The sequence below is a fragment of the Geodermatophilus sp. TF02-6 genome (genome assembly GCF_003319115.1).
Classification (GTDB): domain Bacteria; phylum Actinomycetota; class Actinomycetes; order Mycobacteriales; family Geodermatophilaceae; genus Geodermatophilus.
On sequence record NZ_QOHF01000008.1, the window covers coordinates 75,371 to 99,779 of the forward strand.

The following is a 24,409-nucleotide window of genomic DNA, read 5'->3' on the forward strand; positions in this document are numbered from 1 at the left end:
GGGGGCTCACCTGGGGACGGGGTGGAAGGTCACGTCGCCGAGGGCGCCGCGGTCGACCACCGCGGTCACGAAGGTGCCGTGCGGCTGGCGGCGCCGGTCGGTCGGCGAGCCGGGGTTGAGCAGGCGCAGGCCGGTGCCGGCCGTGGTGTCCCACGGGATGTGGCTGTGGCCGAACATGAGCAGGTCGGTGTCGGGAAACCGGGCGGCGCAGCGGGCCTCGCGGCCCCTCGCGTCCCCGGTCTCGTGGACGACGACCAGCCGGATGCCCTCGATCTCGGCGCGGGCGACCTCCGGCAACCGCTCGCGCAGCGGCCCGTGGTCGTTGTTGCCGTGGACGGCGACCAGCCGGCGGGCGCGCGCCTCGATGCGGTCGAGCAGCGCGACATCCACCCAGTCGCCGGCGTGGACGACGACGTCGGCGGCGTCGACGGCGGCCCACAGGACATGAGGAAGGTCACGTGCTCGTTTCGGGACGTGCGTGTCCGAGGTGAGGACCAGGGATACCGACACAGGACCATCGTCCCAGGCGGCTAGATTCGTCCTGCTCGATGTTCGTCCTGCTCGATGAACCGGGCGTTCCCCTGCACGACCTCGAGGACTCGCATGACCGAACCCGCGACCACGCACGCCTCCGGCGCCGACGACCTCGGCGCGGAGCCGTACCCGAGGCGGTGGCTGGCCCTCGCGGTCATCGCCGTGACCATCCTGATGGTCATCCTCGACGCGACCATCGTCAACATCGCCCTGCCGGCCGTCTCTGCCGACCTGGGCATCACCGCGGCGAGCCAGCAGTGGATCGTCACCGCCTACACCCTGACCTTCGGCGGTTTCCTGCTCCTCGGCGGCCGCATCGCCGACTTCTGGGGCCGCAAACGCACCTACCTGGTGGGCGCGGTCGGCTTCGCGCTGGCCTCGGCCGTGGGCGGGCTGGCCGGCAACGAACAGGTGCTCTTCGCCGCCCGCGCCGCCCAGGGCGCCTTCGGCGCGCTGCTCGCCCCCGCCTCGCTGTCGCTGCTGACGGTGCTGTTCACCGACACGAAGGAGCGGGCCAGAGCGTTCGCCGTCTACGGCGCGATCGCCGGCGGCGGCTCGGCCGTCGGGCTGCTGCTCGGCGGCGTGCTCACCGAGTACGCCGACTGGCGCTGGTGCTTCTGGGTCAACGTGCCGGTGGCGGTCGTCGCCGTCCTCGCCGCCATCCCGATCGTGCCCGAGAGCCGCGCGCCCGGGGACACCGAGTACGACGTGCCCGGCGCGGTGCTGGTCACCCTCGGCCTGGCCTCGCTCGTCTACGGGTTCACCCGGGTGGCCCAGACCTCGCAGGAGAACGCCGAGCGCGGTGTCAGCGGCAACGGCTGGACCGACCCGAGCGCGCTCACGTTCATCGGGATCGGTCTGGTGCTGGTAGCGGCGTTCGTGGTCGTCGAGCTGCGCGCGGCCAACCCGCTGCTGCCCATGCGGCTGGTGCTGGACCGCAACCGCGGCGGGGCCTATCTGACCTCCACGTTGGTCGGCTCGGGACTGGTCGGGGCGTTCTTCTTCCTGTCGCTGTACTTCCAGCAGGTGCTCGGCTACACACCCGTCACGGCCGGGGTCGCCTCGCTGCCGGTGACCCTGGGCATCCTCGTCTCCGCCGGTGCGGCCAGCAACCTGGCACCGCGGCTCGGTCCCAGGCCGCTCATGGTGCTCGGCGGGCTCCTGGCCGCGAGCGGGTTGTTCCTGCTCTCGCTCGTCGCCGTCGACACGTCGTTCTGGACCCTGCCCTTCCCCGCCCAGCTGCTGCTGGGCCTGGGGCTGGGCTTCACCTTCGTGCCGCTGTCGAACCTGGCGCTGGTCGGCGCGGGTACGCACGACGCCGGGGCGGCCAGCGCCGTGCTCAACGCCACCCAGCAGGTCGGCGCCTCGATCGGCACCGCGCTGCTGGCGACGCTGTCGGTCGGGGCGATCACCGACTTCTTCACCGGCGTCGCCGCCTCCGGCGGGAACCCGACGGACCCGGCGGTCGCGGCGCAGGCGCAGGTCGAGGGCTACACCACGGCCTTCACCTGGGCGGCCGGGCTGCTGGTGCTCGGCGCGCTGGCGTCCGCGGTGCTCGTCAAGGCGACCAAGGAGGACCTGCCCGCCGACGGCGGCCCGGTCCACGTGGGCTGAGCGAGCCCTCCCCCCTCGGTCGATCATGGGGTTGTCGTCGGTTCCGCCGGCGTGTCCGGCCGTGTCACCGGCAACAACCCCATGATCGACTCGACGGGTGAGGCGGTCGCGGAGGGTGAGCGGGGTCAGGAGCCGGTTCTCCGCGCGGCCATGGCCCGGAGTCGGGCGTTGTAGGCCTCGAGCTCGGCGTCCTCGGTGCGGACGGCGACGCGGTCGAGGCGGCGGGCCTTGCGCTCCTCCGAGGCCATCCAGGAGAAGAGCACCATCGCCATCACGAAGACGGTGGGCAGCTCGCCGAAGGACCAGGCGATGCTGCCCGCCGTGCCCTGGTCGGCCAGCGGGTCGACGCCCCAGCCGGCCGGCGGGTGCGCGAAGGTCCCCACGACCAGCGAGCCGGCCATCATGACCGCGACGCCGAAGAAGGCGTGCAGCGGCATCGGGATGATCAGCTCGAGCATCCGGCCGCCGTGGCCCGCCGTCCGGGGCCAGGGGTCCTGGGCCAGGATGGGGCCGAAGAACAGCAGCCCAGTGACGGTGAAGTGGGCGAGCATGAACTCGTGGCCGAACGGGTCGGCCATGAGCGCGTCGAACAGCGGGGTGAAGTAGACGGCGTAGAGGCTGGCGAGGAACAGCGGCAGCGTGAAGGCCGGGTGCGCCAGGAACCGGGCGACCCGGCTGTGCAGCACGTCGAGCAGCAGCGCCCGCGGGACGCCGGCCAGCCCCCTACCGCGGGGCAGCGTCCGCAGCGCCAGGGTGACCGGCGCGCCGAGCAGCAGCAGGATCGGCGCCACCATCGACAGCACCATGTGCTGGGCCATGTGCACGCTGAACAGCACCATGCTGTAGCCGTTCAGCCACGTGCCGGTGACGGCGAACAGCGCGACGCAGCCGGCGGCCCAGGACGCCGTCCGCCACCAGGGCCAGGCCACGCCCGTGCGGCGCAGCACCACGACGGCGACCAGGTACCCCACGACGCCGAGCAGGCTGAGCACCGCGAGCACCGACCAGCCGTCGAGGTGCGGGAGGAACATCCGCCCCCAGGTCGGAGGCTGCGGGGGCACCCACATGCCCGAGTGGGAACCGTGGTCCACCTGCCGCCTCCTGCCCTACCGTCCGCCCTGCTCCCCCACTGTCCCACCAGGTGACCGGACGGGGCGGCCCTGCTGCAGGGTCCCGCCGCGAGTTCGCGAGTGGTGGGGGGCAGCGGCGGCCCCGTCCCGGGTCCCGCCGGCCCCTCTGCAGGGTCCCGCTGCGAGCCTGCGAGCAGTGGGGGGCAGAGGGGTCCTTCTCCGAGGGGTGGGGAGGACGGGGTCCTTGTTCAGTCGTGGACCGGCGCCTCGTGCCCGGCGTGCGCCTCGGCCTCCAGCTGGAAGGTGCAGTGCTCGACGTCGAAGTGGTCACCCAGGCAGGCGCAGAGCGCGTCGAGGACCCGGCCGCCGTGGCCGGCCTCGAGCGCCTCGTCGGTGACGACGACGTGCGCCGAGAGCACCGGCAGGCCGGAGGTGATGGTCCACGCGTGCAGGTCGTGGACGCCGAGGACGCCGTCCACTCCCAGGATGTGCGCCCGCACCTCGTCCAGGTCCACCCCCCGCGGCGCGGCCTCGAGCAGGACGTCGACGGCCTCGCGCAGCAGCGACCAGGCCCGCGGCACCACCAGCGCGGCGACGACCAGGGAGGCGACGGTGTCGGCCGGCGTCCAGCCGGTGAGGACGATGACCAGGGCGGCGACGAGCACCGCCACCGAGCCCAGTGCGTCGCCGAGCACCTCCAGGTGGGCACCGCGGACGGCGAGCGAGTCGCGGCGGCCGCGGTGCAGGAGCGCCAACCCGCCGAGGTTGGCCGCCAGGCCGGCCGCGGCGACGGTGAGCATCACGCCGGAGCCGATCTCCGGAGGGTCGCCGATCCGGCGGACCGCCTCCACGAGCACGTAGCCGGCGACGCCGACCAGCAGCAGCCCGTTGGCGACGGCGGCGAGGATCTCCGCCCGCTGCCAGCCGAAGGTCCGCCGGCCGTGGGCGGGGCGCTGGGCCAGCGTGACCGCGCCCAGGGCCAGGGCGATGCCCAGGGCGTCGGTGGCCATGTGCCCGGCGTCGGCCAGCAGCGCCAGCGACCCCGAGGCCAGCGCACCGGCGATCTCGGCCGCCATCACGGTGACGGTCAGCGTGAGGACGACGGCCAGCCGGCGGCGGTGCGCGGCCGAGGCGGTGCCGCCGGGGTGCCCGTGGGCGTGCCCGTGACCGTGGCCCATCAGCTCCTCCTCCCCGGTGCGCCGTCCACCCGTCGAGTGTCCCGCACCGCGGCAGGGCCCTGGACGGAGGACGCGGCCGGCGGGTCGGACCCGGACGCCGCGCTCCGGCAGCCACGGGACCGGGTCGACCGCCGCTCCGCCCGGCCCGCCGACGTGCGCCTCGACGTGCCGGCCCGGAACGGCCGGGAGCCACCGGCGGTGTCGACGCAGCGTCAACCAGGTACAGCATCTGGTCAGCGACGCGCGGGTTCGGGGCCGCGGCACGCACGATCCGGCTCGCGACGGGGCAGGGGGCCCTCGTCGTAGCCCGTCGACCCTGACCGAGGAGCACACCCCCATGCGCGCAGTGACCTGGCACGGCCGAGCCGACGTCCGGGTGGACACCGTCCCCGACCCGACGATCCAGGAGCCGACCGACGTGGTCGTCGAGGTCACGTCGAGCGGCATCTGCGGCTCGGACCTGCACCTCATCGAGGTCATGGCGCCGTTCATGAGCGTCGGCGACGTCATGGGGCACGAGCCGATGGGCATCGTCCGCGAGGTCGGCCGGGAGGTCACCGCGGTCGAGCCCGGCGACCGGGTCGTCGTCCCGTTCAACATCTCCTGCGGCACCTGCTGGATGTGCTCGCAGGGCCTGCAGTCGCAGTGCGAGACCACGCAGAACCGCGACCAGGGCTTCGGCGCCTCGCTGTTCGGCTACACCAAGCTCTACGGGCAGGTGCCCGGCGGCCAGGCCGAGTACCTGCGGGTGCCGTTCGGCAACACGCTGCCCGTCAAGGTCCCCGACGGCCTGCCCGACGACCGGTTCGTCTACCTCTCCGACGTGCTGCCCACCGCGTGGCAGGCCGTCCAGTACGCGGCCGTCCCGCCCGGCGGCACGCTGCTGGTGCTCGGCCTCGGCCCGATCGGTGACATGTGCACCCGCATCGCCCACCACCTGGGCATCGAGAACGTGTACGCCTCCGAGATGGTCCCGGAGCGAATCGCCCGGGCGGCCGCCCGTGGCACGCACGTCATCCGGACGACGAAGAAGGACGACGTCGTGCGCGCCATCCAGGACGCGACCGACGGCCGCGGCGCCGACGCGGTCATCGACGCCGTCGGCATGGAGGCGCACGGCTCCCCGGTGGCCTGGGCCGCGCAGAAGGCCAGCGCGCTGGTGCCCGACGTGATCATGGAGCGGGTCATGCAGGTGGCCGGTGTCGACCGGCTGGCCGCACTGAACACCGCGATCGACGCGGTCCGCCGCGGCGGCACGATCTCGCTGTCCGGGGTCTACGGCGGCGCCACCGACCCGCTGCCGCTCATGCGGATGTTCGACAAGCAGATCCAGCTGCGCATGGGCCAGGCCAACGTGTGGCGCTGGGTACCCGACATCCTGCCGATCCTGACCGAGGGCGACCCGCTGGGCGTCGACGACTTCGCCACGCACCACGTGCCCCTGGAGCAGGCGCCCCAGGCGTACGCGGACTTCCGGGAGAAGAAGGACGGCGCGGTCAAGGTGCTGCTCCAGCCCTGACCCGGGAGCGCGTCCGGCCGGGAGCTGCCCGGTCCCCCGGCCGGACGCGGAGGTGGGCGGGTGCACCGCCTGACCCGGCGGTCTCCGGGGTAGGGGCCGGTCATGACGATCACCGCGGAGCGGTCCGGACAGTTCACCCTCGGCGACCGGTCGGTGAACCGGCTGGGTTACGGCGCCATGCAGCTCGCCGGGCCGGGCATCATGGGCCCTCCGGCCGACCGGGACGCCGCCGTCGCCGTGCTGCGCCGGGCGGTCGAGCTGGGCGTCGACCACATCGACACCAGCGACTACTACGGCCCGCACGTCACCAACGAGATCATCCGCGAGGCGCTGCACCCCTACCCCGAGGACCTGGTGATCGTCACCAAGGTCGGGGCCCGGCGGACGCCGGACGGCGGCTGGCCCGAGGCGCTCTCCCCGGGCGAGCTGCGCTCCGCCGTGGAGGACAACCTGCGCACCCTCGGCCTGGACGTGGTGGACGTGGTCAACCTGCGGATGCCCGGGTTCTCCGAGCCGGTGGAGGGGTCGCTGGCCGAGCCGTTCGAGGCGCTGGCGGCGATGCAGGAGGAGGGGCTGATCCGCCACCTCGGGGTGAGCAACGTGACGACGCAGCAGCTGGCCGAGGCGCGGTCGATCGCCCGCGTGGTGTGCGTGCAGAACCACTACAACCTGGTCCACCGCGACGACGACCCCCTGGTCGACGCGCTCGCCCGCGAGGGCGTCCCCTACGTGCCCTACTTCCCGCTCGGCGGCTTCACCCCGCTGCAGTCCGCGGCGCTGGAGACGGTGGCCCGCCGGCTGGAGACGACGCCGATGCAGGTGGCGCTGGCCTGGTTGCTGGCCCGCAGCCCGAACCTGCTGGTCATCCCGGGCACGTCGTCGGTGGCCCACCTGGAGGAGAACCTCCAGGCCGCCGCCCGGGTGCTGGGTCCGGTCGAGCTGCAGGAACTGGACCGGATCGGCGGCACCGGGGAGCCCGACGTCGACCTCTGACCGGCCGGCCGGCGGGTGCAGCGCCCGCCGGCCACCGGTGCGCCGCGGGGCTACCCGACCTCCCGGGTGCACTGCCACCCGGACGACCCGGCGTTCACCGACGCGCTGCCGGGACTGCTGCGCCGGCGGTGGGCCGCTCCGGTGACCCGCGAGGTGCTGCGCCGGCTCCCGGTCGGCTTCGGGAACCTGCCGTCCTGGGCGTCACCTCCGCTCACCGCCGTCCACCGGCCCGGCGCCGCGCGGCGACGCGGCGGTCCGGGCGGGTGCGGCGGCTCGCGGTCGGTCGGCGGCCCGTCCGGCCAGCGCGCGGGCCGCCGCGGCGTCGGCCTCGTCGAACCCGACGGCACCGACGGTGCCGTGCTGCGCGACCTGCCCGTCGATCCAGCGGCGGTGCGCCTCCCACGCCGACTGGCGCGAGGTCCCGAGGGCCTGCCCGACCTCGGCCCAGGAGGCTCCGGCGGCGCGCGCCGTCCGGATCGTCAGCTGCCTCCCCTGCCCGGCCTTGCGGGCCACCACCTCGCCGAGCGCCAGCAGCTCCAGCGCCTCCGCGCGGGTCAGCGGGCGGGGCCCCGCCGGGTCGTCGGGGGCGGCCAGCGAGTCGCGCGTGCGCAGCTCCTCGTACCGCCGGACGGCGGTGGAGAGGGTGTGCTCCCGGTCCAGGGTGTCGACGTCGACCATGTCCCAGCATCTGTCAGGTCACCCTGACTGTCAAGGTGACCTGACATCTCCCGCGGTGATCATGGGATCGTTGCCGGCGACACGGTGGGACGCGCCGAGATCGGCTGCCACAACCCCATGATCACCGCGGGCAGACGGGCAGGGGCAGACGGGCAGGCGGGCGGGCGGGAGCGGGCCGGGATCCGCAGGTGGGCCGCGGGCTGGGGCTGGTGGGGCGGCTGGGGAGCACCCCGGCGGGTCGGACGGCGGGTCCGGAGACGGAGCCGACAGGCCCGTACGGTCCCGGCCCGGACCCCGTCAGCACACGAAGGAGCCTCCCCGTGTCCCATCCCCCGCAGGCGCCGTACCAGGCCTACGCGCCGGTCCCCCCGAACGAGCCGCCCAGGAAGGGCTCCGGGCTCGCCATCGCGTCGATGGTGCTGGGCATCGTCGCGCTGTTGCTGAGCTGGGTGCCGGTCATCAACAACCTCGCCGCCGTCCTGGCCCTGGTCGGCCTCGGGCTCGGCATCCCGGCACTGCTGCGCGCCCGCCGCGGCACGCACGGCGGCAAGGGCATGGCGATCACCGGGCTCGTCACCTCGGTGCTCGCCCTCGTGCTCGTCGTCGTGACGCAGGTCTTCTACTCCAAGGTCGTCGACGAGGTGCAGCGCAGCCTCGACGAGCAGACCGGCAGCGCACCGTCGGCCACCGGGGCCCCGGAGCCGGCCGGGTCGACGACGGGGACCGCGTCCGCCCCGGCGGCGGAGGTCGTGCCCCTCGGGACCCCGGCGCAGGTCGGCGACTACCAGGTCACCGTGGACTCGGTGCAGCTCGACGGCAACGCGACCGTGGCCGACGCCAACCCGTTCAACGAGCCGCCGACCGGCCGGTACGTGATCACCCAGCTGACCGCCACCTACACGGGCAGCGAGGAGGGCAGCCCCGGTTGGGACCTGACCGCGGTGTTCCACGGTTCGGACGCCCGCCAGTACAGCGACGCCGACTGCACGGCCACGCTCCCGGACGACGCGGTGGACGCGCCCACCCTCAACCCGGGTGGCACGGACACCTTCCAGTTCTGCATGGACGTGCCGCCGGCCGCCATCGAGGGCGGGCAGCTGTCGGTCGAGCCGACGGTGGGCTTCGACGCCGACGCGCGCGTCTACTACGCCCTCCGGTAGGCGGGCCGCGCGACCGCGCCGTCCGGTCGGCGCGGTCGTCCCGGCACACCCGGCCGCTCAGCCGACCGACTGCAGCCGCTCCCGGGCGAGACGCTCGACCAGCTCGGGCAGCGCCGGGGCCGGCACCCCGCTGAGGTCGCGCCGGCAGCCGCGCACCACGGTGCCGATCACCTGGGGACGCAGCCGGGCCCGGAACTCGTCGGCGAGACGGGCGACGGCCTGGTCGACGACGGGGTCGTCGGTCGTCATGCGGGAGCCCCTCCGTGCGGGGATGCCGTGGGCGGAGGACGCCGGTGGGCGTCGGTCCCTCCACCGTGGCGTGCGCCGGCTCCGTGGACCAGGGCCCTAGGTCACGGCGGCAACCTCCCGTTGCCGGATTTCCGGGCGGCCCGGGACCAAGGTCCCCTGTCCCCACCGTCCCCGGTCGCCGAGCATGGCCGGCGGGGAGGTGGGGCGCGTGCCGTTCCAGGACCGCAGGGACGCCGGCCGGCAGCTGGGCCGCCGGCTGGCGCCGATGGCCGGCCGCGACGTCGTCGTGCTGGGCCTGCCCCGCGGCGGGGTGCCCGTCGCCGCGGAGGTCGCCCGCGCGCTCGGGGCGCCCCTCGACGTCGTCCTGGTGCGCAAGCTGGGCCTGCCGCGGCGTCCCGAGCTGGCCATGGGGGCGGTCGGGGAGGACGGCGTGACCGTGGTCAACGACGACGTGCTGCGGATCGGCCGGGTCGAGGAGGCGACGTTCACCGAGGCGGAGCGCCGGGAGCGGGCCGAGCTGGAGCGACGGGCCCGGCACTTCCGGGGGGACCGCTCCCGGGTCCCGCTCGAGGGGCGGACGGCGGTCGTGGTGGACGACGGGATCGCGACCGGCGCCACCGCGCGGGCGGCCTGCGCCGTGGTCCGGGCGCACGGGGCGGCGCGGGTGGTGCTGGCCGCCCCGGTCGGGTCCCCCACCGCGGTCCGCGAGATCGCCCCGGAGGTCGACGAGCTGGTGTGCCTGGAGACCCCGGACCGGTTCACCGCGGTCGGGCAGGCCTACGCCGACTTCCGGCCGACCGACGACGAGGAGGTCCTCGAGCTGCTGCGCCGCCCCGCGCCGCTCCCGGCGGGGACCTGCGCCCCGCGGGACGAGGAGGTGGCCGTCGACGCCCCACCGGTGCGCCTGCCCGGGCACCTGACCGTGCCCGAGCACGCCGTCGGCGTCGTCGTGTTCGCCCACGGCAGCGGCAGCAGCCGGCACAGCCCCCGCAACCGGTTCGTGGCGCAGGTGCTGCAGCGGGCCGGGTTGGCCACCGTGCTGGTCGACCTGCTGACCCCGCAGGAGGAGGCCGACCGCGGCAACGTCTTCGACGTCGAGCTCCTGGCGGGGCGCCTGACCGCGGTCGCCCGCTGGCTGCGCTCCGACCCCGGCTGCGGCGCCCTGCCGCTCGGCTGCTTCGGCGCCAGCACCGGCGCGGCGGCGGCGCTGACGACCGCGGCCCGCGGGGACGACGTGCGCGCGGTCGTCTCCCGCGGCGGGCGGCCCGACCTCGCCGGACCCGCGCTGGCCGACGTCCGGGCGCCCACGCTGCTGGTCGTGGGCGGGCACGACGAGCAGGTGCTGGAGCTCAACCGGCAGGCGCAGGCCCGGCTGCGGTGCGAGAACCGGCTGGCCGTCGTCCCCGGGGCCACGCACCTGTTCGAGGAGCCGGGCACGCTGGAGGCCGCCGCCGAGCTGGCCCGGGACTGGTTCGCCACGCACCTGTCCACTCCGCACGGGGGCTGGGCGCCGGCCTCCGGGGATCAGCCCGCGCAGTAGGCGTTGTCACCCGCGCGCGTCGCCGCGACGGCGTCGCGCACCAGCGCGGTCAGCTCGGCCTGGTCGACCCGGTCCAGCGAGGTGAACCGGATGCAGCTCTTGCCGCAGGACACCCGGCCCAGCCGGTCGGCGCGGACCTCGGGCAGGTACTGCCCGTCGACCACCGCGCAGACGTACAGCGACAGGTGCCGCTTCTGCGCGGCGAGCGCGATCAGCGGCCACGTCGTGGCCTGCGTCGCCGACCTCGGCCGGTACGGCATCAGGCCGTAGCCCAGCACCCGGCCGGAGCCGGCGGCGACCAGCTGCCGGTCGATGCCGGGGGCCGCGGCCGTGACCAGCGCGTCGGCCCGGCGCAGCTCCTCCTCGCGCGGACCCGCCGCGGCGAACCATGCCTCGATCTCGTCGTCCACGACCCCTCCTCAGGTGACGTACTGGAGCGGCCCCCGAGCTCCAATGGCCCCCTTGCAGGTAGAAGGACCCCGTCCTCCCCGCCCCTCGCAAGCTCGGGGCGGTGCCCTGGACGGGGCCAGGCGCGAGCGGTGGGGGGCAAGGGGGTCCTCTCTCAGCCCAGGGTGATCGACAGCACCGTCGCGCCCGCCGCGAGCAGGACGGCGAGCACGAGCACCGCGGCCACCAGCCGGCGGCGCCGCTGCGCTCCGCGGCCGCCGGCACCACCCATCCCCATCACGGGCCGCACGCTAGCGCCGGGGGACGACGGATCGGCTCCTCCGCCGTCCCCACAGGAGGGTGTCCAGCGCGGTGCCGGCCGGGGTCGCGCGGCGCACCTGCTCGAGCCGGTCGACGTCGAGCAGCTCGGCGACCGGAGCCAGGCGGACGGTGCCGTACAGGATCGCCGGGTCCTGCGGGCCGCCGACCCCGTGCGCGACGTTGTCCACGTCGTGACCGAGGACGAGCAGCCGGCCGCCGGGACGCAGCCACCCGACGGCGCGGCGCAGCACGGCCGTGGTGTCGGCCTCCGGCAGGTGCAGGTAGGCCACCAGCACCAGGTCCAGCGAGTCCGGCGGCGCCGCCCAGGTGAGGACGTCGGCGGTCACCCAGGTCACCGCTTCGGCGCCCGGCCGGCTGCGGCCGCGGGCCAGCCCGGTCACCGAGAAGTCGACCGCGGTCACCTGCCAGCCGCGCCCGGCCAGCCACAGCGCGTGCCGCCCCTCCCCCGCCGCCAGGTCGACCGCCCGGCCCGGCGGCAGGTCGGTGAGCAGCTCGGCCACCAGCGTGTTCGGCTCGGCCGACCACTGCTGCCGCTCGGCGTAGCGCGCGTCCCAGTCCGCTGCCTGCACGGGCGCAGTCTGCCAACGCCGGAGGGGACCGGGGTGCGCGCCGGCCCGCCCGGCAGCAGGGTGGACCGGGTGGGACCCGGTGCACGAGCGGGTGCTGACGACCGATCCGCGACGCAGCATGGGCGCGGCCTACGTCGTCGACCCGGACTGCTGGGGGCGCGGCTACGGGCGTGCGGCGCTGCGGGCGCTGGTCGACGCCCCCGAGACCGCGGACGTCGAGCAGTTCGTCCTCGGCATCGAGCCGGACAACACGCCAGCCTGCGCGCCGCCGCCGCTGCGGGGTTCACGGCGCTGACCACCGAGCCCGACGCCGAGCACGTCGTCTACGTCCACCTGGTCCGCTGATCCCCGGACGTCGTACCGACCTGCCACAGTCGGCCCATGACGACGAGCGGAGACCTCGCCCTCCTGCGACTGGTCGCCCAGCGGGTCGCCGGACCCCCGCTGCCCGACGCCGCGGCGGCGGTCCGGTGGCTGACCTGCGTGCAGGCGCAGGACCTGCCGGGCGCGCTGACCTCCGTGGCGCTGCGGACGGCGGGCCGCTCCCGGGCCGACGTGGCGGCCGCGCTCGACGCGGGCGCCGTCGTCCGGTCGTGGCCGATGCGCGGCACCCTGCACCTGGTCGCCGCCGAGGACCTGTGCTGGCTGCTGGAGTTGCTCGGGCCGCGGGTGCTGGCCGGTGCGGCGAAGCGGCGGGCGGTCCTCGGGCTGACCGAGGCCGAGGCCGAGCGCGCCCGCGAGCTGGTCGTCGCCGCGATGACCGGCGGGCGGCGGCTGGGCCGCGCGGAGCTGCTCGCCGCCATCGCCGACGGCGGCGTCGCGACCACCGGCCAGCGCGGCTACCACCTGCTCTGGTACCTGGCGCAGACCGGCACCCTCGTGCTCGGCCCGATGCGCGCCGACGAGCAGCTGTGGGCGCTGCTCGACGAGTGGGTGCCCCCGTCCCGCCGGCTCGACCGCGAGGAGGCGCTGGTCGAGCTGGCGCTGCGCTACTGGACCGGCCACGGCCCGGCGACGGCGGCCGACCTGGCGCGGTGGGCGGGGCTGACGATGGGCGACGTCCGGGTGGGGCTGGCCGGCGCCCGTCCGCGGCTGGCCGCGGTCGAGGTCGACGGCCGCGAGTACCTGATGGCGCCCGACCTGCCCGACCGGCTGGCCGGGTGCCGGGCGCAGGCCACGGGGCTGTTCCTGCTGCCGGGGTTCGACGAGTTCGTCCTCGGCTACGCCGACCGCACGTGCGCGCTGCCGGCCGAGCACGCCGGTCGGGTCGTCCCCGGCGGCAACGGCGTGTTCCGGGGCACCGTCGTCCGCGGCGGTCAGGTGGTCGGCACCTGGCGCTGGACGGGGACCGGCGCGCGGCGCCGGGTGGACGCCGAGCCGTTCACCGCCTTCCCCGACGAGGTCGCCGCGGCCATCCCGCAGCTGGCGGCCGCGCTGCCCTGAGCGGCGGGCCGGCCGTGCCCGGCCGGCCGGCACCGGGTGGGGTCGGCGGCTCCCGTCGGCTCGGTGTGGTCGTCCGGGTCACGGGTCGGGCACACCCGGCCGTCGCCGGCTGCCGAGCCCGGCCCTCAGCCGCCGGTACTCGCGCACCACCAGCACGATGATCGCGAGGTCGAGCGCGGCCGCGACCCACAGCAGCGCGGACCCCCGGCGCACCGCCCCGTCGACCTCGAAGGCCACGAGCATGGCGAGCACGGCCACCGCGACCGGGTAGGCGGCCCGGAGCTGCCGCAGCAGGGCGACGACCAGTCCCAGCTTCACCAGGCCGTGCAGGACCAGGTAGAGGACCACGAGCGTCCGGTCGCCGCCGGTCAGCGCGGCCCCGCTCGCGGCGAACCGCTCGGCCAGGGCGCCCCGCGGGCTGCCCAGCAGGTGGTGCTCGACCACCCGGCGGGTCAGCCCGCCGACCGCCCGGGGGCCGGCGACCGCCAGGGCGACGCCCGCGAGCAGCTCGACCGAGCCGTCGAGTCCCTTGAGGAACAGCGCGGCACGCAGCAGGCGGTCGGTGGTCGTGCCCGGCATCGTCGCGGAGGCCGGTGCGCCGCGTCCAGGCTCCGGAGCGCGGCACCCTTGCCGCGGCGGTGGGCACCGGTGCAGTCGGGGGACGCCGCCGCAGCCGCCGGGCTCGGGGCCGGGTGTGCCGACCCGCGGACGCTGGTGGTGCGGCTCACCGGGCCCGGTGGTCGATGGTGTGCGGCACGAAGAAGCTGAGGTTGTCGGTGACCAGCCCGTCGCTCTCCCGGATGCCCAGGCCGGCCGGCTCGCCGTCGACCACCCAGGCGCCCAGCACCGGGTGGTGCGGGCCGTCGACGCCGGGGAAGTCCGGCAGCGGGGCGAACTCCTGGACGACGAACCCCTCGGTGCCGTAGCGCCCCGGCATCTCCACCGCGACCCGGCCGTCCCGGACGATCTGCACGTTGGCGCCCTCGCGGCCCCACAGCGGCTTGCGCACGAAGGTCCGCCACGACGAGGGCACCTCGTCGGCGAAGTAGGCCGGCAGCAGCAGCTCGGAGAGCACCGGGTCGCCGCCGAAGAGCTGCCACAGCACCGGCAGCAGCGCCTTGGTGCTCCACAGCATCTTGTAGGCCGGCTCCACCCAGGTCGTCCCGCCCGGACGGGCGGCGTCGGCGAGGACGGCGGGGCCGAACTCGTCCTCGACCAGCCACTCCCAGGGGTAGAGCTTGAAGACGACGTCGAGGTGGCGGCCGGCCGGGTCGTAGAACTGGCCGTCGCCGTCGTCGAGCGCGATGTCCTCGACGACGAGCTCGACCGCCTCGTAGCCGGCCTGGACCACGGTGTCCATCAGGTAGGCGACGGTCATCCGGTCCTCGCCGGAGCGCTCCTCCGACGTCCAGGCCAGGTGCACCCGCGGACGGACGCCGGTGCGCCGCTCCCAGCGGGTCAGGTTGCGCTGCCAGGCGGCGACCAGCTTCTCGTGCAGGGCGTTCCACTGATCGGTGCCCTGGCCGGTGAACAGGTGCCAGTTCCACTGGGTGACGGCGGACTCGACCAGCCCGGTCGGGGTGTCGGCGTTGAACTCCAGCAGCTTGGGCGGCCCGGAGCCGTCGTAGCGCAGGTCGAAGCGGCCGTAGACGCTGGGCGGCTCGACCTCCCAGGTGCGGCGGATCTCCGGCCGGGCGATCGGCGGGATCCTCATCCGGTCGAACAGGTCGTGCGCGACGACGTGGTCGCCGGCGGCCACGCACATCTGGAACAGCTGGGCGACCCAGCCCTCCAGCCGCTCGACCTCGGCCGCGGTGAAGTCGTAGAACGGCCCCTCGCGCCAGTAGCTGCGCACCTGTCCGCCGGGCAGCTCGGTGCGGTTGTAGACCAGGCCCTGCACCTCGATCTCGGCCTCCCAGCCGGGGCGGACCACCCCACCCTCGACCCGCCTCACCCCTCGCTCCTCCTGCCCCTCCCGCCCGCCCTCTCCTGCGCCCAGATCGGCGGTCTGGGCGCATCCGCCCGCCTGTGGCGACCACATCGCCGATGTGGCCGAGCCGGAGCCATCAGCTGCCCGCGCCGGTGCCGACGCGGCCGCCGGTACCCGACCCGATGCCCCCGCTGACGCGGGTGCCGCCGGTGACCTTGCCGGTGGTGGGCAGGCCGGCGCGCTGCCGGGCCGCGGTGTCGGTCGGGTTGATCCGGGTGCCGCCCCCGGGCAGCACGGTGCCCACCGGCAGGCCCGGGCGGAAGCCGCCGAGGTAGAGGAAGAACAGCCCGGCTCCGGGTCCGCGGTAGCCGTCGTCGCAGTAGTCGTCGTCGACGATCTCGCCGTCCTCGTCGGTGCAGTAGGCGACCTGCTCCTGCTCGTCGTCCCCCGTCCCGCACCCGGCGAGGAAGCCGGTGGCCGCGGTCGCCAGGACCGTGGTCGTCAAGGCGCTGCGGACGCGGTTGGAGACCGCCATGTGCTCTCCCGGCTGGGGTCGGTGGGTCGTGGCCGACCCTAGATCGCCGACGCCGGCCGGGGACCGTCGCCGGTCCTCGGGGTGCCGGATCCGAGCCCAGACCGTACGGTTCTACCTCGAGGTCCGCACCCGCGTGGAGGCGCCGATGCCCGACCGTCAACCCCCCGAGATGGCCCAGGTCGCCGGTGAGACCGGGGCGAAGAAGGTCCACCGCACCTGGGACCGCGTGCTGGTCAGCGCCTTCCTCGGCGGGGCCTACATCGCCTTCGGTGCGCTCGTGGCCATCACCGTCTCCTCCGGCCTGGACCCGGACACCTGGGGCACGCTGCCCACGCTGTTCATGGGCGCGGCCTTCACCCTGGGCCTGGTCCTCGTGATCGTCGCCGGCTCCGACCTGGCCACCGGCAACATGATGCTGGTCCCGCTCGGCGCCATGCAGGGCCGGCTCTCCCCCGGTGACGTCGCGAAGAACCTCACCCTCGTGCTGCTGGGCAACCTGCTCGGCGCGCTGTTCGTCGCCTACTTCCTCGCTGTGCAGACCGGGGTCATCGGCGCACCCGGCGCCTCGGGCTCCGCGGCGCTCACCCACGACCGGCTGGCCTCCATCGCCCAGGCCAAGGGGCTGCACGAGTCCTCGTGGCAGGTCTTCCTGCGCGGCGTCGGCTGCAACTGGTTGGTCTGCCTCGCGGTGTGGATGTCGCTGGCGGCGTCCACCGTCTCGGGCAAGATCCTGGCCATCTTCTTCCCGATCATGGCGTTCGTCGCGATGGGCTTCGACCACGTCGTGGCCAACATGTTCTTCCTGCCCGCGGCGATCTGGGCCGGCGTCCCGGACCTCGGCTGGGGCGACGTGCTGCGCAACTGGCTGCTGGCCGGCGCGGGCAACCTGGTCGGCGCGGTGGTCTTCGTCGCGACGTCCTACTGGTACCTGTTCCTGCGTGACCAGCCGGCCGAGCAGCCCAGCCGGACGCCGGTCGGCGGAGAGGCCGCCGAGCGCGCATGACCCGCCCTGATCGGGGGCACTCGCCGCTCTCGGATGGCACCCGCTTCGGTGTGCCACGAGACCGGGAGGGTGCCCACCGATGAGGTACAGCGAGGGAACAGACCTCGACACGTCGGACGTCTCGGACATCCGCGGCAGCGGGGGCGGCGGACTGGGCGGCCGTGGTCTGGCCGTCGGCGGCGGTGGCCTCGGGCTGGCCGGGCTGGTCGTGGTGCTGCTGTTCAACCTGCTGGGCGGCGGCGGCGGTACGACCGGCACCTCGGCGGTCGGCGGCTTCGGCGGCGTCGGCCAGGGCGGCTCGGCGGACAACACCGAGCTGGAGCAGGACTGCCGGACCGGCTCCGACGCCAACCGCGACGTGCAGTGCGCCGTGGTCGCCGACATCAACTCCATCCAGGACTTCTGGGCGCAGACGCTCGGCAGCCGCTACCAGCGCACCGACACGGTCTTCTTCTCCGGTCAGGTGCAGACCCGGTGCGGCGGCGCCACCAGCGGCTCCGGCCCCTTCTACTGCCCGGCCGACCAGCTGGTCTACATCGACCTGACCTTCTTCGACGACCTGCGCACCCAGTTCGGTGCCGAGGGCGGTCTGTTCGTCGACGCCTACGTGCTCGCCCACGAGTACGGCCACCACGTGCAGAACCTGCTGGGCATCAACCAGCAGGTCACTCCGGGTGAGACCGGCCCGGCCAGCGGCTCCGTCCGGCTGGAGCTGCAGGCCGACTGCTTCGCCGGGGTGTGGGCCGACCACGCCGAGACCGTGCCGGACGAGTCGGGCCAGCCGCTGATCGCCGAGATCACCCAGGACGACATCGACCGGGCGTTGGACGCCGCCGCCCGCATCGGCGACGACTTCATCCAGCAGAACCTCGGCGGCGGCACGGTGGACCAGAACAGCTTCACCCACGGGACGTCGGCGCAGCGGCAGAAGTGGTTCACCACCGGCTACCAGACCGGCGACCCGAACCAGTGCGACACCTTCGCCACCGACGACCTCGGCTGAGAGAGGACCCCGGCCCCCCTGCAGGGTCCCGCAGCGAGCCTGGCAGCGGTGGGGGGCAGGGGGCCTTGGTCCACCCCTCGCATGCTCGAGGCGGTGCCCTGGAGGGGGCCGACTCCCGAACCTCCCGGGGCATGGGAAGCGATACATGCGTCATGGGCCCGAAGACGCACGTATCGCTTCCCATGCCGGTACTGCCGCCGGGTCGGGCGCGACGTCCGCAGCACCGTGGCCAGCCGGAGGGTGCGCGGACGACGCGGGGCCTGGTCGACCGAGGCGGGATCCCCGGTGCGCGCCGGGCCCGCTGCGGCACCGGGCCGTTTCACCTCCTCCGCGGCGGGTACCCAGGCGGCCGCGACACGGCGCCACCCAGAGCCGGTGGCCGACCCGGCCGGCCCCGACGCCCGGACACCGGCCCACCGCCTCGCTCTCCTCGCCGGCGACGCGACGACGCACACCGGCCGCACCCACACCGGCCGCACCCACACCGGTCGCCCGGCGGCCGTCGGGCGACCATGTGTGGAAGATCGCGAGCTGGGTAGCGCCTGGCCCGACCACGACATCTGCCGAGGAGAAACGATGACCCACTCACCACGCTCCAGCGGCGCAGGTGCGACCGCGGGATCGACGACCAGCGGGTCCTCCGACTCGCCGTCCACCACCGACGTCGCCAAGGGCGAAGCCCGCAACGTGGGCCAGACCGCCGCCCAGGCCGGTGGTCAGGTCGCCTCGACCGCCGCCGACCAGGCCAAGGAGGTCGTCCAGGAGACCAAGAACCAGGCGCAGGACCTCGTCCAGCAGGGCCGCAGCCAGCTGCGCGAGCAGGCCGTCTCCCAGCAGCAGAAGGCCGCCGAGGGCCTGCAGGGCGTCGTCTCGCAGCTGCGGGGCATGGCCAACGGCGAGTCGCCGGCCCCCGGCCCGGTCCGCGACCTGCTCGAGCAGGCCACCGACAAGGTCGAGCAGTTCGCCGACCGGTTGCAGAACCGCGAGCCGGGCGATCTGCTCGACGACGTCCGCTCCTTCGCCCGCCGCAAGCCGGGCACCTTCCTGCTGGGCGCCGCCCTCGTCGGGGTCGTCGCCGGCCGGCTCACCAGCGGGGTCAAGGCCGCGCACAGCGACTCCGGCCGCTTGAGCGGCCAGTACGCGACCGGCCAGTACCGGAGCACCCCGGCTCGACACGCCTCGACCGGCTACGCCGACCAGTCGACGTCGTACTCGGGCTACACCGGCACGACCACCGGCCACGGCGAGACCGCCGGCTACAGCGGCACCGCCACCACCGGCACCTCCCCGGTCCCGCCGCCGCCCTACGGCACCGCCGTCCCGCCGACCACGCCGGCCGGTTGGGACGACCCCACCCGCCAGCCCGGTAGGGGGATCTGACCGATGAGCTCCCCCTACTCCGGCGCCACGCCGGCCGGGTCGTCCCCCGGCTATCAGGACCCCGCTCGTGGCAGCTCCGCCCAGGGCAGTTCCGCGCAGGGCGGCTTTCCCCAGGACCCGTCCTACGGCGCGCACAGCGGTGACATGGGCACGCCCATGACCGCCGACGGCCGCCCCGACATCGAGGGCACCTCGGTCGGCCAGCTCTTCGGTGAGCTCGCCAAGGACCTCTCCACCCTCATGCGTCAGGAGGTGGCGCTGGCCAAGGCCGAGGTCCGGGCCGAGGCGAGCAAGGCCGGCAAGGGTGTCGGCCTGCTGGTGTACGCCGGCCTGGCCGGGTTCCTGACGCTGCTCTTCCTGTCCAACGCCCTGTGGTGGTTCCTGGAGAACCTCATGGACGCCGGCCTGGCCGCGCTCATCGTCGCAGTTCTCTGGGGCATCGCCGCCGCCGTGGGGCTGAGCATGGGTCGCAAGGCGCTCAAGCAGGTGAACCCCAAGCCCGAGCGCACCGTGGACACCCTCCAGCAGGTACCCGACGCCCTGAAGCCCAACTGACCCACGGCCCCACCGGCCCCTCCCAGACATCGGAGCACGGAACATGACCACGAGCAACGACCCGGACGCCATCCGCCGGCAGATCGAGCAGACCCAGCGCGAGCTGAGCTACGACGTCGACGCCCTCAACGAGAAGGTCAACCCCGCCCGGGTGGTCGACCGGCGGGTCGAGGAGGCCAAGAACCGCTTCACCCGGGTGAAGGACAAGGTGATGGGCTCGGCCCAGGACACCCGCTCCTCGGCCCAGGACCGCGCGCAGTACGCCGCCGGCACCGTCCAGGACCGGGCGCAGAGCGCCGCGGAGTCCGTCCAGGGCGCGGCGCACTCGGCCGTGGAGACCGTGCAGCAGGCCCCGGAAGCGATCGTTCGGCAGACGCAGGGCAACCCGCTGGCCGCCGGGCTCATCGCCTTCGGTGTCGGCTGGCTGGTCTCCAGCCTCCTGCCGGCGTCGGACAAGGAGCGGCAGCTGGCCCAGCAGGCCGAGTCGACCGTGCGCGAGCACAAGGACACGCTGCTGGCGCCGGCCAAGCAGGCCGCGCAGGAGATCCGCGAGGAGCTCCAGCCGGCCGCCCAGCAGGCCGTCCAGGAGGTCAAGTCGACCGCCCAGGACGCCGCGCAGACGGTCAAGGACGAGGGCCAGTCCGCGGCGCAGGACGTCCAGGGCCAGGCTCAGCAGTCCCGCCAGTCGGTGCAGAGCCAGACCCGCAGCTGACCTCCCGCCCCCGTACCGCCTGCGCCCCGCCGGGTCTCCCCAGCGGGGCGCAGTGCTGTCCGGACCCGGTCCCCCGTCCGGGTGAGGACGTCCGGTCGCGGCTGCAGCCGGCCGGGTCGGACGCCGAGGTCCCGGAGGACGACGTCACCGGCGCGGGCCCGCGGGCACCGGCCGGCCGAGCGAGGGGGTCCGAGCCGTGTCGAGTGCACCGCCGCGCGAGCTGGCCGCCGGGGCGAGGGCGTGAGCACCGCCGAGGCCCCCGGCATCCCCAGGCTACGGGCCGAGGTGGACCGGCTGCAGGCGGAGAACGCGGCCCTCACCGCGCGGATGCGGCACCGCGACGAGGAGCTCGAGGTCGCCACCCGCAAGCTGGCGGCCCGGGCGCAGACCATGACCAGCGTCATCGACGCGGTCACCGAGCAGTCCATCATCGGTACCGACGTCGACGGCGTCGTCCGCGTCTGGAACCCCGGCGCCGAACGGATGCTGGGCCTGCCCCGCGCCGAGGTGGTCCGCCGGCGCCGGATCACCGAGTTCCACCTGGCCGAGGAGCTCGCGGAGGCCGGCGGCGGGCTGGCGGCCCTGGTCGGCCCGGCCGGCGCGCAGGGCAGCGACGTCCGGGACTGGACCTACGTGACCGCCAGTGGCGAACGGCTGACCGTCTCCGTGGCCGTCACCCCCCGCACCGACGACCGCGGCGCGCACGCCGGCTGGAACTTCGTCGGCACGGACGTGACCGAGGTCCGGGAGACCGAGCGGCTCAAGGACCAGTTCGTCAGCCTGATCAGCCACGAGCTGCGCACGCCGCTGGCCTCGATCCTGGGCTACCTGGAGCTGGTCCTCGACGACCCCGGGCAGCCGCTGACCGACGAGCAGCGGCAGTACCTGGCGACCGTCGAGCGCAACGCCCAGCGGCTGCTGCGGCTGGTCGGCGACCTGCTGTTCACCGCCCAGGTGGACGCCGGCCGGTTCGGTCTGCAGCCCGGGGACGTGGACCTGGCCGCGCTGGTCCGCGACGCGGAGGCGACCGCGCGGGTGAGCGCCGCCGCGGCGGGGGTCGAGGTCTCGGTGACCGCCCCCACGGACGGGCTGGTGGTGCGCGGGGACGCCGTCCGACTCGGGCAGGCCTGCGACAACCTGGTGTCCAACGCGGTGAAGTTCACCCCGCGCGGGGGCCGGGTGACGCTCACCCTGCGCGCGGCGTGGCGCACGACGGACGGCGAGGTCCTCGACGAGCCGCGGGCCGGCGCCGTCCCGGTGGCCCGGCTGGCGGTGAGCGACACCGGCGTCGGCATCCCCACGGGGGAGCAGGCGCAGCTGTTCGCCCGCTTCTTCCGCGCCTCCACCGCCCGGCGGCACGCGGTGCCGGGGGTCGGGCTGGGCCTGGCCATCACCCGGGCCATCACCACCGCGCACGGCGGCACCCTGGAGCTGACCAGCGCCGAGGGCCGTGGCACCACGTTCACCCTCACCCTCCCCCGCTGACAACCACCCCTTGTAGGCTCGCGGCGGGACCCGAGAGGTGGCCGGACGGGGCCGCCGTTCTCTGCGGATCTCTTGCGGTCGGGCCGTCGGTGTCCTGCGGTCGGGCCGCCAGAGTCGTCCCTGTCGCCGGAACAGCCGTGCTCTGGCCGGACCCGGGGGAGACGTCATGACCCGCGCCACCACCGCCCGCAACGTTATCGGTTCCCTCGGAGTGCTCGGCGCCACCGCCGCGGTCGCCGGCCGGGGGACCTCCGGCAGGTCCACCGACTCGACACTCTCGGTCACGACCCAGGTCGCCACCGGCACCGTCTCGATCGACCTGGCCCAGCCGGCCGCGGCCACCGGGCTGCTGCCCGCGGCCGGCACCGCCGCCCGGCGCGCCCTGCGCCCGGCACTGGCATTGGGCCGCTGGTCCGTGCACGCCCTGGTCGCCCTCGCCGCGGTCGCCTTCGCCGTCCCGACCGCAGGCCCGCACCTGCTCGGCCACCGCACATGACCATGCTGACGGCCAGCACGTCGCCGCAGACCGACCCCGGCGACGTCGTCGTCACCACACCGCTGGCGGTCTCCGACGTCACCGAGGGCATGGTGATCAGCTACCACATCCCCATCGACGACCACCGCGTCGTCACCCACCGGGTCATCTCGGTCGAGCACGGCTCCGACGGCTCGGTGGCCGTGCAGACCACGGGCGACGTGAACGACTCCGTCGACCCGTGGACCGCCGTCCTCCAGGGCGACACCGCCTACCGGGTGCGTGCCGTCATCCCGGACGCCGGCCACCTCATCGCCGTGCTGCGCCCGCCGTGGCTGCGCACCGCCCTGGTCCACGGCGCCCCGGCGCTCCTGGCCGTCTGGCTGCTGCTCACCATCTGGCGCCCGACCGCCGAGGAGGACGCGCCGCCGTCGGGACCGGTCCGGTGCTGACCGCTCTCGTCGTCGACGCCGAGGCGGCCGACCGCGCCCGCGTCGCCGGGCTGCTGCGGGTCGCCGGGTGGGGGGTCCGCGAGGCCGCCGACACCGGCCAGGCCCTGGCCCTGGCCCGCCGCCTCGACCCGGACCTGGTGGTCACCGACCTGCCTGCTCCGGCCGGGCAGGGACCTGCGCTGCTGCGCCGGCTGCGGCTGGCCGGCTGCCGGGCACACCTGCTGGTCGTGACCGGCGAGGCCGGCCGGCAGGACCGGGAGGCCGCGCTGGAGGTCGGGGCTCTGGCCTGCCTGCCCAAACCGGTCGACGCCGGCCTGCTGGTCGACCTGCTCCGCCGCCGGGCAGGCGGCCCGGACGGGACGGCCCCGTCGCCCACGGTCGGCCCGGACGACGACGTCGACGCCGCCCTGGTGGACCGGCTGCAGGATCTCTACGCCCGCGCCCTGCCCAGCCGGCTGACGGCGATCGCCGACGGCGCCCGAGCGGGCGACGCCCCGGCCGTCGCGCGGGCCTCGGCCACGCTGGCCGGCACCAGCGCCCAGCTGGGCCACCCGGAGGTCGCGGCGGTCTGCCGGGCGATCGCGCGGGACGCGCGGCGCGGGGTCCTCGCCCACGACCGGCTGGTCGAGCTGCGGGCCGTCGCCGGCGGCTGACCGGCCCGCACGGCTGGGCCCTGAGCACCTCGACCTGGGTGACGGGGTACCGCATGACGGCGCACACCAGCATCGGCGTTCAGGCCACCAGCCGGTAGCCCACGCCGCGCACGGTCCGGATCTCCGGCGAGGACAGGCCGGCGGCCTGCAGCTTGCGGCGCAGGTTGGACATGTGCGCCTCGACCAGGCGGACGCTGCCCTCCCAGTCGGTCTGCCAGACCTCCCGCAGCAGCGTCGCCCGCTGCAGCACCCGGCCGGGGCGCGAGGCCAGCGCGGCGAGGAGGTCGAACTCGGTGCGGGTCAGGTCGACGACGACGCCGTCCACGCGGACCTCGCGGCTGTCCTCGTCGACCTCGAGGTCGGCGAGCCGGAGCACCGACTCCTCGGCCGGCGTCGGCGCGGGGGCCGGGACGCACGGGCGGCGCAGCATCGCCTGCACGCGGGCCGCCAGCTCCCGCGGCGAGAACGGCTTGGCCATGTACCCGTCGGCGCCGACGGCCAGGCCGATGAGCAGGTCGACCTCCTCGGCGCGCGCGGTGAGCATGAGGACGTAGCACTCGCTCTCGGCGCGGATCTGCCGGCACACCTCGGTGCCGTCGGCGTCGGGCAGCCCCAGGTCGAGGACGACGACGTCGGGCGCCGCGCAGCGGACCTCGGCCAGCGCCTCGGCGCCGGACGGGACCGCGCGGACGTCCATCCCCGCCCTGCGCAGGACCGTGCAGACCAGCTCCCTGATCTCCTCGGTGTCCTCCACGACGAGCACGGACTGCTCGGGCACGACCTCTCCTCACGGGTCCGGGGCGGTGACGGGCTCGGTGTCACCTGGGCGGGTGATCGGCGCCGCCCCGACCCGCCTTGAGCGAGGCCCGGGCCCCTGCCCCGAACGGAGGAGGCTTCCGGCGCCTGCCCCGTCCGACCCGGGCCATGCCGCGGAGATCGCCGCCTGCTAC

At 75.1% G+C, this 24,409-nt stretch carries 27 protein-coding genes and 1 pseudogene; 16 read left to right on the forward strand and 12 right to left on the reverse strand.

Features of this window, described 5'->3' with window-relative positions:
* Positions 1-6: 6 nt before the first annotated feature.
* Positions 7-510 (reverse strand): metallophosphoesterase, encoded by a 504-nt coding sequence (locus DQ238_RS09310; protein ID WP_113781012.1) that lies wholly within the window; start codon positions 508-510, stop codon positions 7-9.
* 93 nt (positions 511-603) lie between these two features.
* Between DQ238_RS09310 and DQ238_RS09315 the strand changes: the two genes are divergently transcribed.
* Entirely contained in the window at positions 604-2,148 is a 1,545-nt protein-coding gene (locus tag DQ238_RS09315) for an MFS transporter (RefSeq protein ID WP_113781013.1), read from the forward strand.
* A 125-nt stretch (positions 2,149-2,273) separates the two neighbouring features.
* On the opposite strand, the gene DQ238_RS09320 is transcribed toward DQ238_RS09315, so the two are convergent.
* Positions 2,274-3,239 (reverse strand): cytochrome c oxidase assembly protein, encoded by a 966-nt coding sequence (locus tag DQ238_RS09320; protein ID WP_113781014.1) that lies wholly within the window; start codon positions 3,237-3,239, stop codon positions 2,274-2,276.
* A 227-nt stretch (positions 3,240-3,466) separates the two neighbouring features.
* Positions 3,467-4,396: a cation diffusion facilitator family transporter gene (locus DQ238_RS09325; protein WP_113781015.1), complete on the reverse strand. Its 930-nt coding sequence runs from the start codon at positions 4,394-4,396 to the stop codon at positions 3,467-3,469.
* 337 nt (positions 4,397-4,733) lie between these two features.
* Here DQ238_RS09325 and DQ238_RS09330 point away from each other — a divergent pair, with 337 nt between their 5' ends.
* Together DQ238_RS09330 and DQ238_RS09335 are read left to right on the forward strand one after the other, a co-directional pair.
* Positions 4,734-5,915, forward strand: a complete 1,182-nt coding sequence (locus DQ238_RS09330; protein WP_113781016.1) for an alcohol dehydrogenase catalytic domain-containing protein — start codon at positions 4,734-4,736, stop codon at positions 5,913-5,915.
* A gap of 102 nt (positions 5,916-6,017) precedes the next feature.
* Positions 6,018-6,908 (forward strand): aldo/keto reductase family oxidoreductase, encoded by an 891-nt coding sequence (locus DQ238_RS09335; RefSeq protein WP_113781017.1) that lies wholly within the window; start codon positions 6,018-6,020, stop codon positions 6,906-6,908.
* A 201-nt stretch (positions 6,909-7,109) separates the two neighbouring features.
* Here DQ238_RS09335 and DQ238_RS09340 read toward each other — a convergent pair whose 3' ends face one another.
* Entirely contained in the window at positions 7,110-7,586 is a 477-nt protein-coding gene (locus DQ238_RS09340) for a hypothetical protein (RefSeq protein ID WP_199506225.1), read from the reverse strand.
* A gap of 320 nt (positions 7,587-7,906) precedes the next feature.
* On the opposite strand from DQ238_RS09340, the gene DQ238_RS09345 reads away from it, so the two are divergent.
* Positions 7,907-8,746: a DUF4190 domain-containing protein gene (locus DQ238_RS09345; protein ID WP_113781018.1), complete on the forward strand. Its 840-nt coding sequence runs from the start codon at positions 7,907-7,909 to the stop codon at positions 8,744-8,746.
* A 57-nt stretch (positions 8,747-8,803) separates the two neighbouring features.
* Here the strand turns inward: DQ238_RS09345 and DQ238_RS09350 are convergent, their stop codons facing one another.
* Positions 8,804-8,995, reverse strand: coding sequence for a hypothetical protein (locus tag DQ238_RS09350; protein ID WP_113781019.1), 192 nt, complete (start codon positions 8,993-8,995; stop codon positions 8,804-8,806).
* 208 nt (positions 8,996-9,203) lie between these two features.
* On the opposite strand from DQ238_RS09350, the gene DQ238_RS09355 reads away from it, so the two are divergent.
* Complete coding sequence (locus DQ238_RS09355) at positions 9,204-10,535, forward strand: phosphoribosyltransferase family protein (protein WP_113781020.1); 1,332 nt, start codon at positions 9,204-9,206, stop codon at positions 10,533-10,535.
* Here the strand turns inward: DQ238_RS09355 and DQ238_RS09360 are convergent.
* From DQ238_RS09360 to DQ238_RS09365, 3 genes are all read right to left on the reverse strand, one after another.
* Entirely contained in the window at positions 10,520-10,945 is a 426-nt protein-coding gene (locus DQ238_RS09360; RefSeq protein ID WP_113781021.1) for a DUF1801 domain-containing protein, read from the reverse strand. The two genes, DQ238_RS09355 and DQ238_RS09360, sit on opposite strands and share 16 nt — an antisense overlap.
* Before the next feature lie 152 nt (positions 10,946-11,097).
* Complete coding sequence (locus tag DQ238_RS24055) at positions 11,098-11,223, reverse strand: hypothetical protein (RefSeq protein WP_255418033.1); 126 nt, start codon at positions 11,221-11,223, stop codon at positions 11,098-11,100.
* Between the two features lie 10 nt (positions 11,224-11,233).
* Positions 11,234-11,833, reverse strand: coding sequence for a bifunctional 2-polyprenyl-6-hydroxyphenol methylase/3-demethylubiquinol 3-O-methyltransferase UbiG (locus DQ238_RS09365; RefSeq protein WP_113781022.1), 600 nt, complete (start codon positions 11,831-11,833; stop codon positions 11,234-11,236).
* A 67-nt stretch (positions 11,834-11,900) separates the two neighbouring features.
* Between DQ238_RS09365 and DQ238_RS09370 the strand changes: the two are divergent.
* Positions 11,901-12,128 (forward strand): annotated as a pseudogene (locus tag DQ238_RS09370) (GNAT family N-acetyltransferase); the annotation flags it as partial.
* 86 nt (positions 12,129-12,214) lie between these two features.
* Positions 12,215-13,276 (forward strand): winged helix DNA-binding domain-containing protein, encoded by a 1,062-nt coding sequence (locus tag DQ238_RS09375; protein ID WP_113781024.1) that lies wholly within the window; start codon positions 12,215-12,217, stop codon positions 13,274-13,276.
* Positions 13,277-13,354: 78 nt separating this feature from the next.
* Here DQ238_RS09375 and DQ238_RS09380 read toward each other — a convergent pair whose 3' ends face one another.
* From DQ238_RS09380 to DQ238_RS09390, 3 genes are all read right to left on the reverse strand, one after another.
* Complete coding sequence (locus DQ238_RS09380; protein WP_113781025.1) at positions 13,355-13,855, reverse strand: DUF2127 domain-containing protein; 501 nt, start codon at positions 13,853-13,855, stop codon at positions 13,355-13,357.
* Between the two features lie 145 nt (positions 13,856-14,000).
* Entirely contained in the window at positions 14,001-15,230 is a 1,230-nt protein-coding gene (locus DQ238_RS09385; protein WP_233495849.1) for a glutathionylspermidine synthase family protein, read from the reverse strand.
* Between the two features lie 112 nt (positions 15,231-15,342).
* A complete protein-coding gene (locus DQ238_RS09390; protein ID WP_113781026.1) occupies positions 15,343-15,741 on the reverse strand; it encodes a hypothetical protein in 399 nt (132 codons plus the stop codon).
* Between the two features lie 145 nt (positions 15,742-15,886).
* Between DQ238_RS09390 and DQ238_RS09395 the strand changes: the two genes are divergently transcribed.
* From DQ238_RS09395 to DQ238_RS09435, 9 genes are all read left to right on the forward strand, one after another.
* On the forward strand, positions 15,887-16,744 hold the full coding sequence (locus DQ238_RS09395) for a formate/nitrite transporter family protein (protein WP_113781105.1): 858 nt from the start codon (positions 15,887-15,889) through the stop codon (positions 16,742-16,744).
* A 79-nt stretch (positions 16,745-16,823) separates the two neighbouring features.
* Complete coding sequence (locus DQ238_RS09400) at positions 16,824-17,747, forward strand: neutral zinc metallopeptidase (protein ID WP_113781027.1); 924 nt, start codon at positions 16,824-16,826, stop codon at positions 17,745-17,747.
* A gap of 576 nt (positions 17,748-18,323) precedes the next feature.
* Positions 18,324-19,127, forward strand: a complete 804-nt coding sequence (locus DQ238_RS09410) for a hypothetical protein (protein ID WP_113781029.1) — start codon at positions 18,324-18,326, stop codon at positions 19,125-19,127.
* Positions 19,128-19,130: 3 nt separating this feature from the next.
* Complete coding sequence (locus DQ238_RS09415) at positions 19,131-19,682, forward strand: phage holin family protein (RefSeq protein ID WP_113781030.1); 552 nt, start codon at positions 19,131-19,133, stop codon at positions 19,680-19,682.
* A 43-nt stretch (positions 19,683-19,725) separates the two neighbouring features.
* Positions 19,726-20,394 carry a DUF3618 domain-containing protein gene (locus DQ238_RS09420; RefSeq protein WP_113781031.1) on the forward strand — a complete coding sequence of 223 codons (669 nt, stop codon included), beginning with the start codon at positions 19,726-19,728 and terminating at the stop codon, positions 20,392-20,394.
* A gap of 240 nt (positions 20,395-20,634) precedes the next feature.
* The gene (locus DQ238_RS09425; protein ID WP_113781032.1) at positions 20,635-21,879 is read left to right on the forward strand and encodes a cell wall metabolism sensor histidine kinase WalK; all 1,245 of its coding nucleotides are present in this window, start codon (positions 20,635-20,637) and stop codon (positions 21,877-21,879) included.
* A gap of 166 nt (positions 21,880-22,045) precedes the next feature.
* Positions 22,046-22,375: a hypothetical protein gene (locus tag DQ238_RS09430; protein ID WP_113781033.1), complete on the forward strand. Its 330-nt coding sequence runs from the start codon at positions 22,046-22,048 to the stop codon at positions 22,373-22,375.
* Positions 22,372-22,806 carry a S26 family signal peptidase gene (locus DQ238_RS22750; RefSeq protein ID WP_158550744.1) on the forward strand — a complete coding sequence of 145 codons (435 nt, stop codon included), beginning with the start codon at positions 22,372-22,374 and terminating at the stop codon, positions 22,804-22,806. The genes DQ238_RS09430 and DQ238_RS22750 overlap by 4 nt, the downstream gene beginning before the upstream one ends.
* Positions 22,800-23,459, forward strand: a complete 660-nt coding sequence (locus DQ238_RS09435) for a response regulator transcription factor (RefSeq protein WP_158550745.1) — start codon at positions 22,800-22,802, stop codon at positions 23,457-23,459. The genes DQ238_RS22750 and DQ238_RS09435 overlap by 7 nt, the downstream gene beginning before the upstream one ends.
* Positions 23,460-23,538: 79 nt before the next feature.
* On the opposite strand, the gene DQ238_RS09440 is transcribed toward DQ238_RS09435, so the two are convergent.
* Positions 23,539-24,237, reverse strand: coding sequence for a response regulator transcription factor (locus tag DQ238_RS09440; protein ID WP_113781035.1), 699 nt, complete (start codon positions 24,235-24,237; stop codon positions 23,539-23,541).
* Positions 24,238-24,409: the final 172 nt, after the last annotated feature.

What these genes read in the sequence shown, in the direction of transcription:
- DQ238_RS09400 (WP_113781027.1), top strand. Translation starts at nt 16,824, where the DNA reads ATGAGGTACAGCGAGGGAACAGACCTCGACACGTCGGACGTCTCGGAC.
- DQ238_RS09395 (WP_113781105.1), top strand. Translation starts at nt 15,887, where the DNA reads ATGCCCGACCGTCAACCCCCCGAGATGGCCCAGGTCGCCGGTGAGACC.
- DQ238_RS09380 (WP_113781025.1), bottom strand. Translation starts at nt 13,855, where the DNA reads ATGCCGGGCACGACCACCGACCGCCTGCTGCGTGCCGCGCTGTTCCTC.
- DQ238_RS09390 (WP_113781026.1), bottom strand. Translation starts at nt 15,741, where the DNA reads ATGGCGGTCTCCAACCGCGTCCGCAGCGCCTTGACGACCACGGTCCTG.
- DQ238_RS09375 (WP_113781024.1), top strand. Translation starts at nt 12,215, where the DNA reads ATGACGACGAGCGGAGACCTCGCCCTCCTGCGACTGGTCGCCCAGCGG.
- DQ238_RS09420 (WP_113781031.1), top strand. Translation starts at nt 19,726, where the DNA reads ATGACCACGAGCAACGACCCGGACGCCATCCGCCGGCAGATCGAGCAG.
- DQ238_RS22750 (WP_158550744.1), top strand. Translation starts at nt 22,372, where the DNA reads ATGACCATGCTGACGGCCAGCACGTCGCCGCAGACCGACCCCGGCGAC.
- DQ238_RS09340 (WP_199506225.1), bottom strand. Translation starts at nt 7,586, where the DNA reads ATGGTCGACGTCGACACCCTGGACCGGGAGCACACCCTCTCCACCGCC.
- DQ238_RS09325 (WP_113781015.1), bottom strand. Translation starts at nt 4,396, where the DNA reads ATGGGCCACGGTCACGGGCACGCCCACGGGCACCCCGGCGGCACCGCC.
- DQ238_RS09330 (WP_113781016.1), top strand. Translation starts at nt 4,734, where the DNA reads ATGCGCGCAGTGACCTGGCACGGCCGAGCCGACGTCCGGGTGGACACC.
- DQ238_RS09410 (WP_113781029.1), top strand. Translation starts at nt 18,324, where the DNA reads ATGACCCACTCACCACGCTCCAGCGGCGCAGGTGCGACCGCGGGATCG.
- DQ238_RS09350 (WP_113781019.1), bottom strand. Translation starts at nt 8,995, where the DNA reads ATGACGACCGACGACCCCGTCGTCGACCAGGCCGTCGCCCGTCTCGCC.
- DQ238_RS09430 (WP_113781033.1), top strand. Translation starts at nt 22,046, where the DNA reads ATGACCCGCGCCACCACCGCCCGCAACGTTATCGGTTCCCTCGGAGTG.
- DQ238_RS09335 (WP_113781017.1), top strand. Translation starts at nt 6,018, where the DNA reads ATGACGATCACCGCGGAGCGGTCCGGACAGTTCACCCTCGGCGACCGG.
- DQ238_RS09315 (WP_113781013.1), top strand. Translation starts at nt 604, where the DNA reads ATGACCGAACCCGCGACCACGCACGCCTCCGGCGCCGACGACCTCGGC.
- DQ238_RS09415 (WP_113781030.1), top strand. Translation starts at nt 19,131, where the DNA reads ATGAGCTCCCCCTACTCCGGCGCCACGCCGGCCGGGTCGTCCCCCGGC.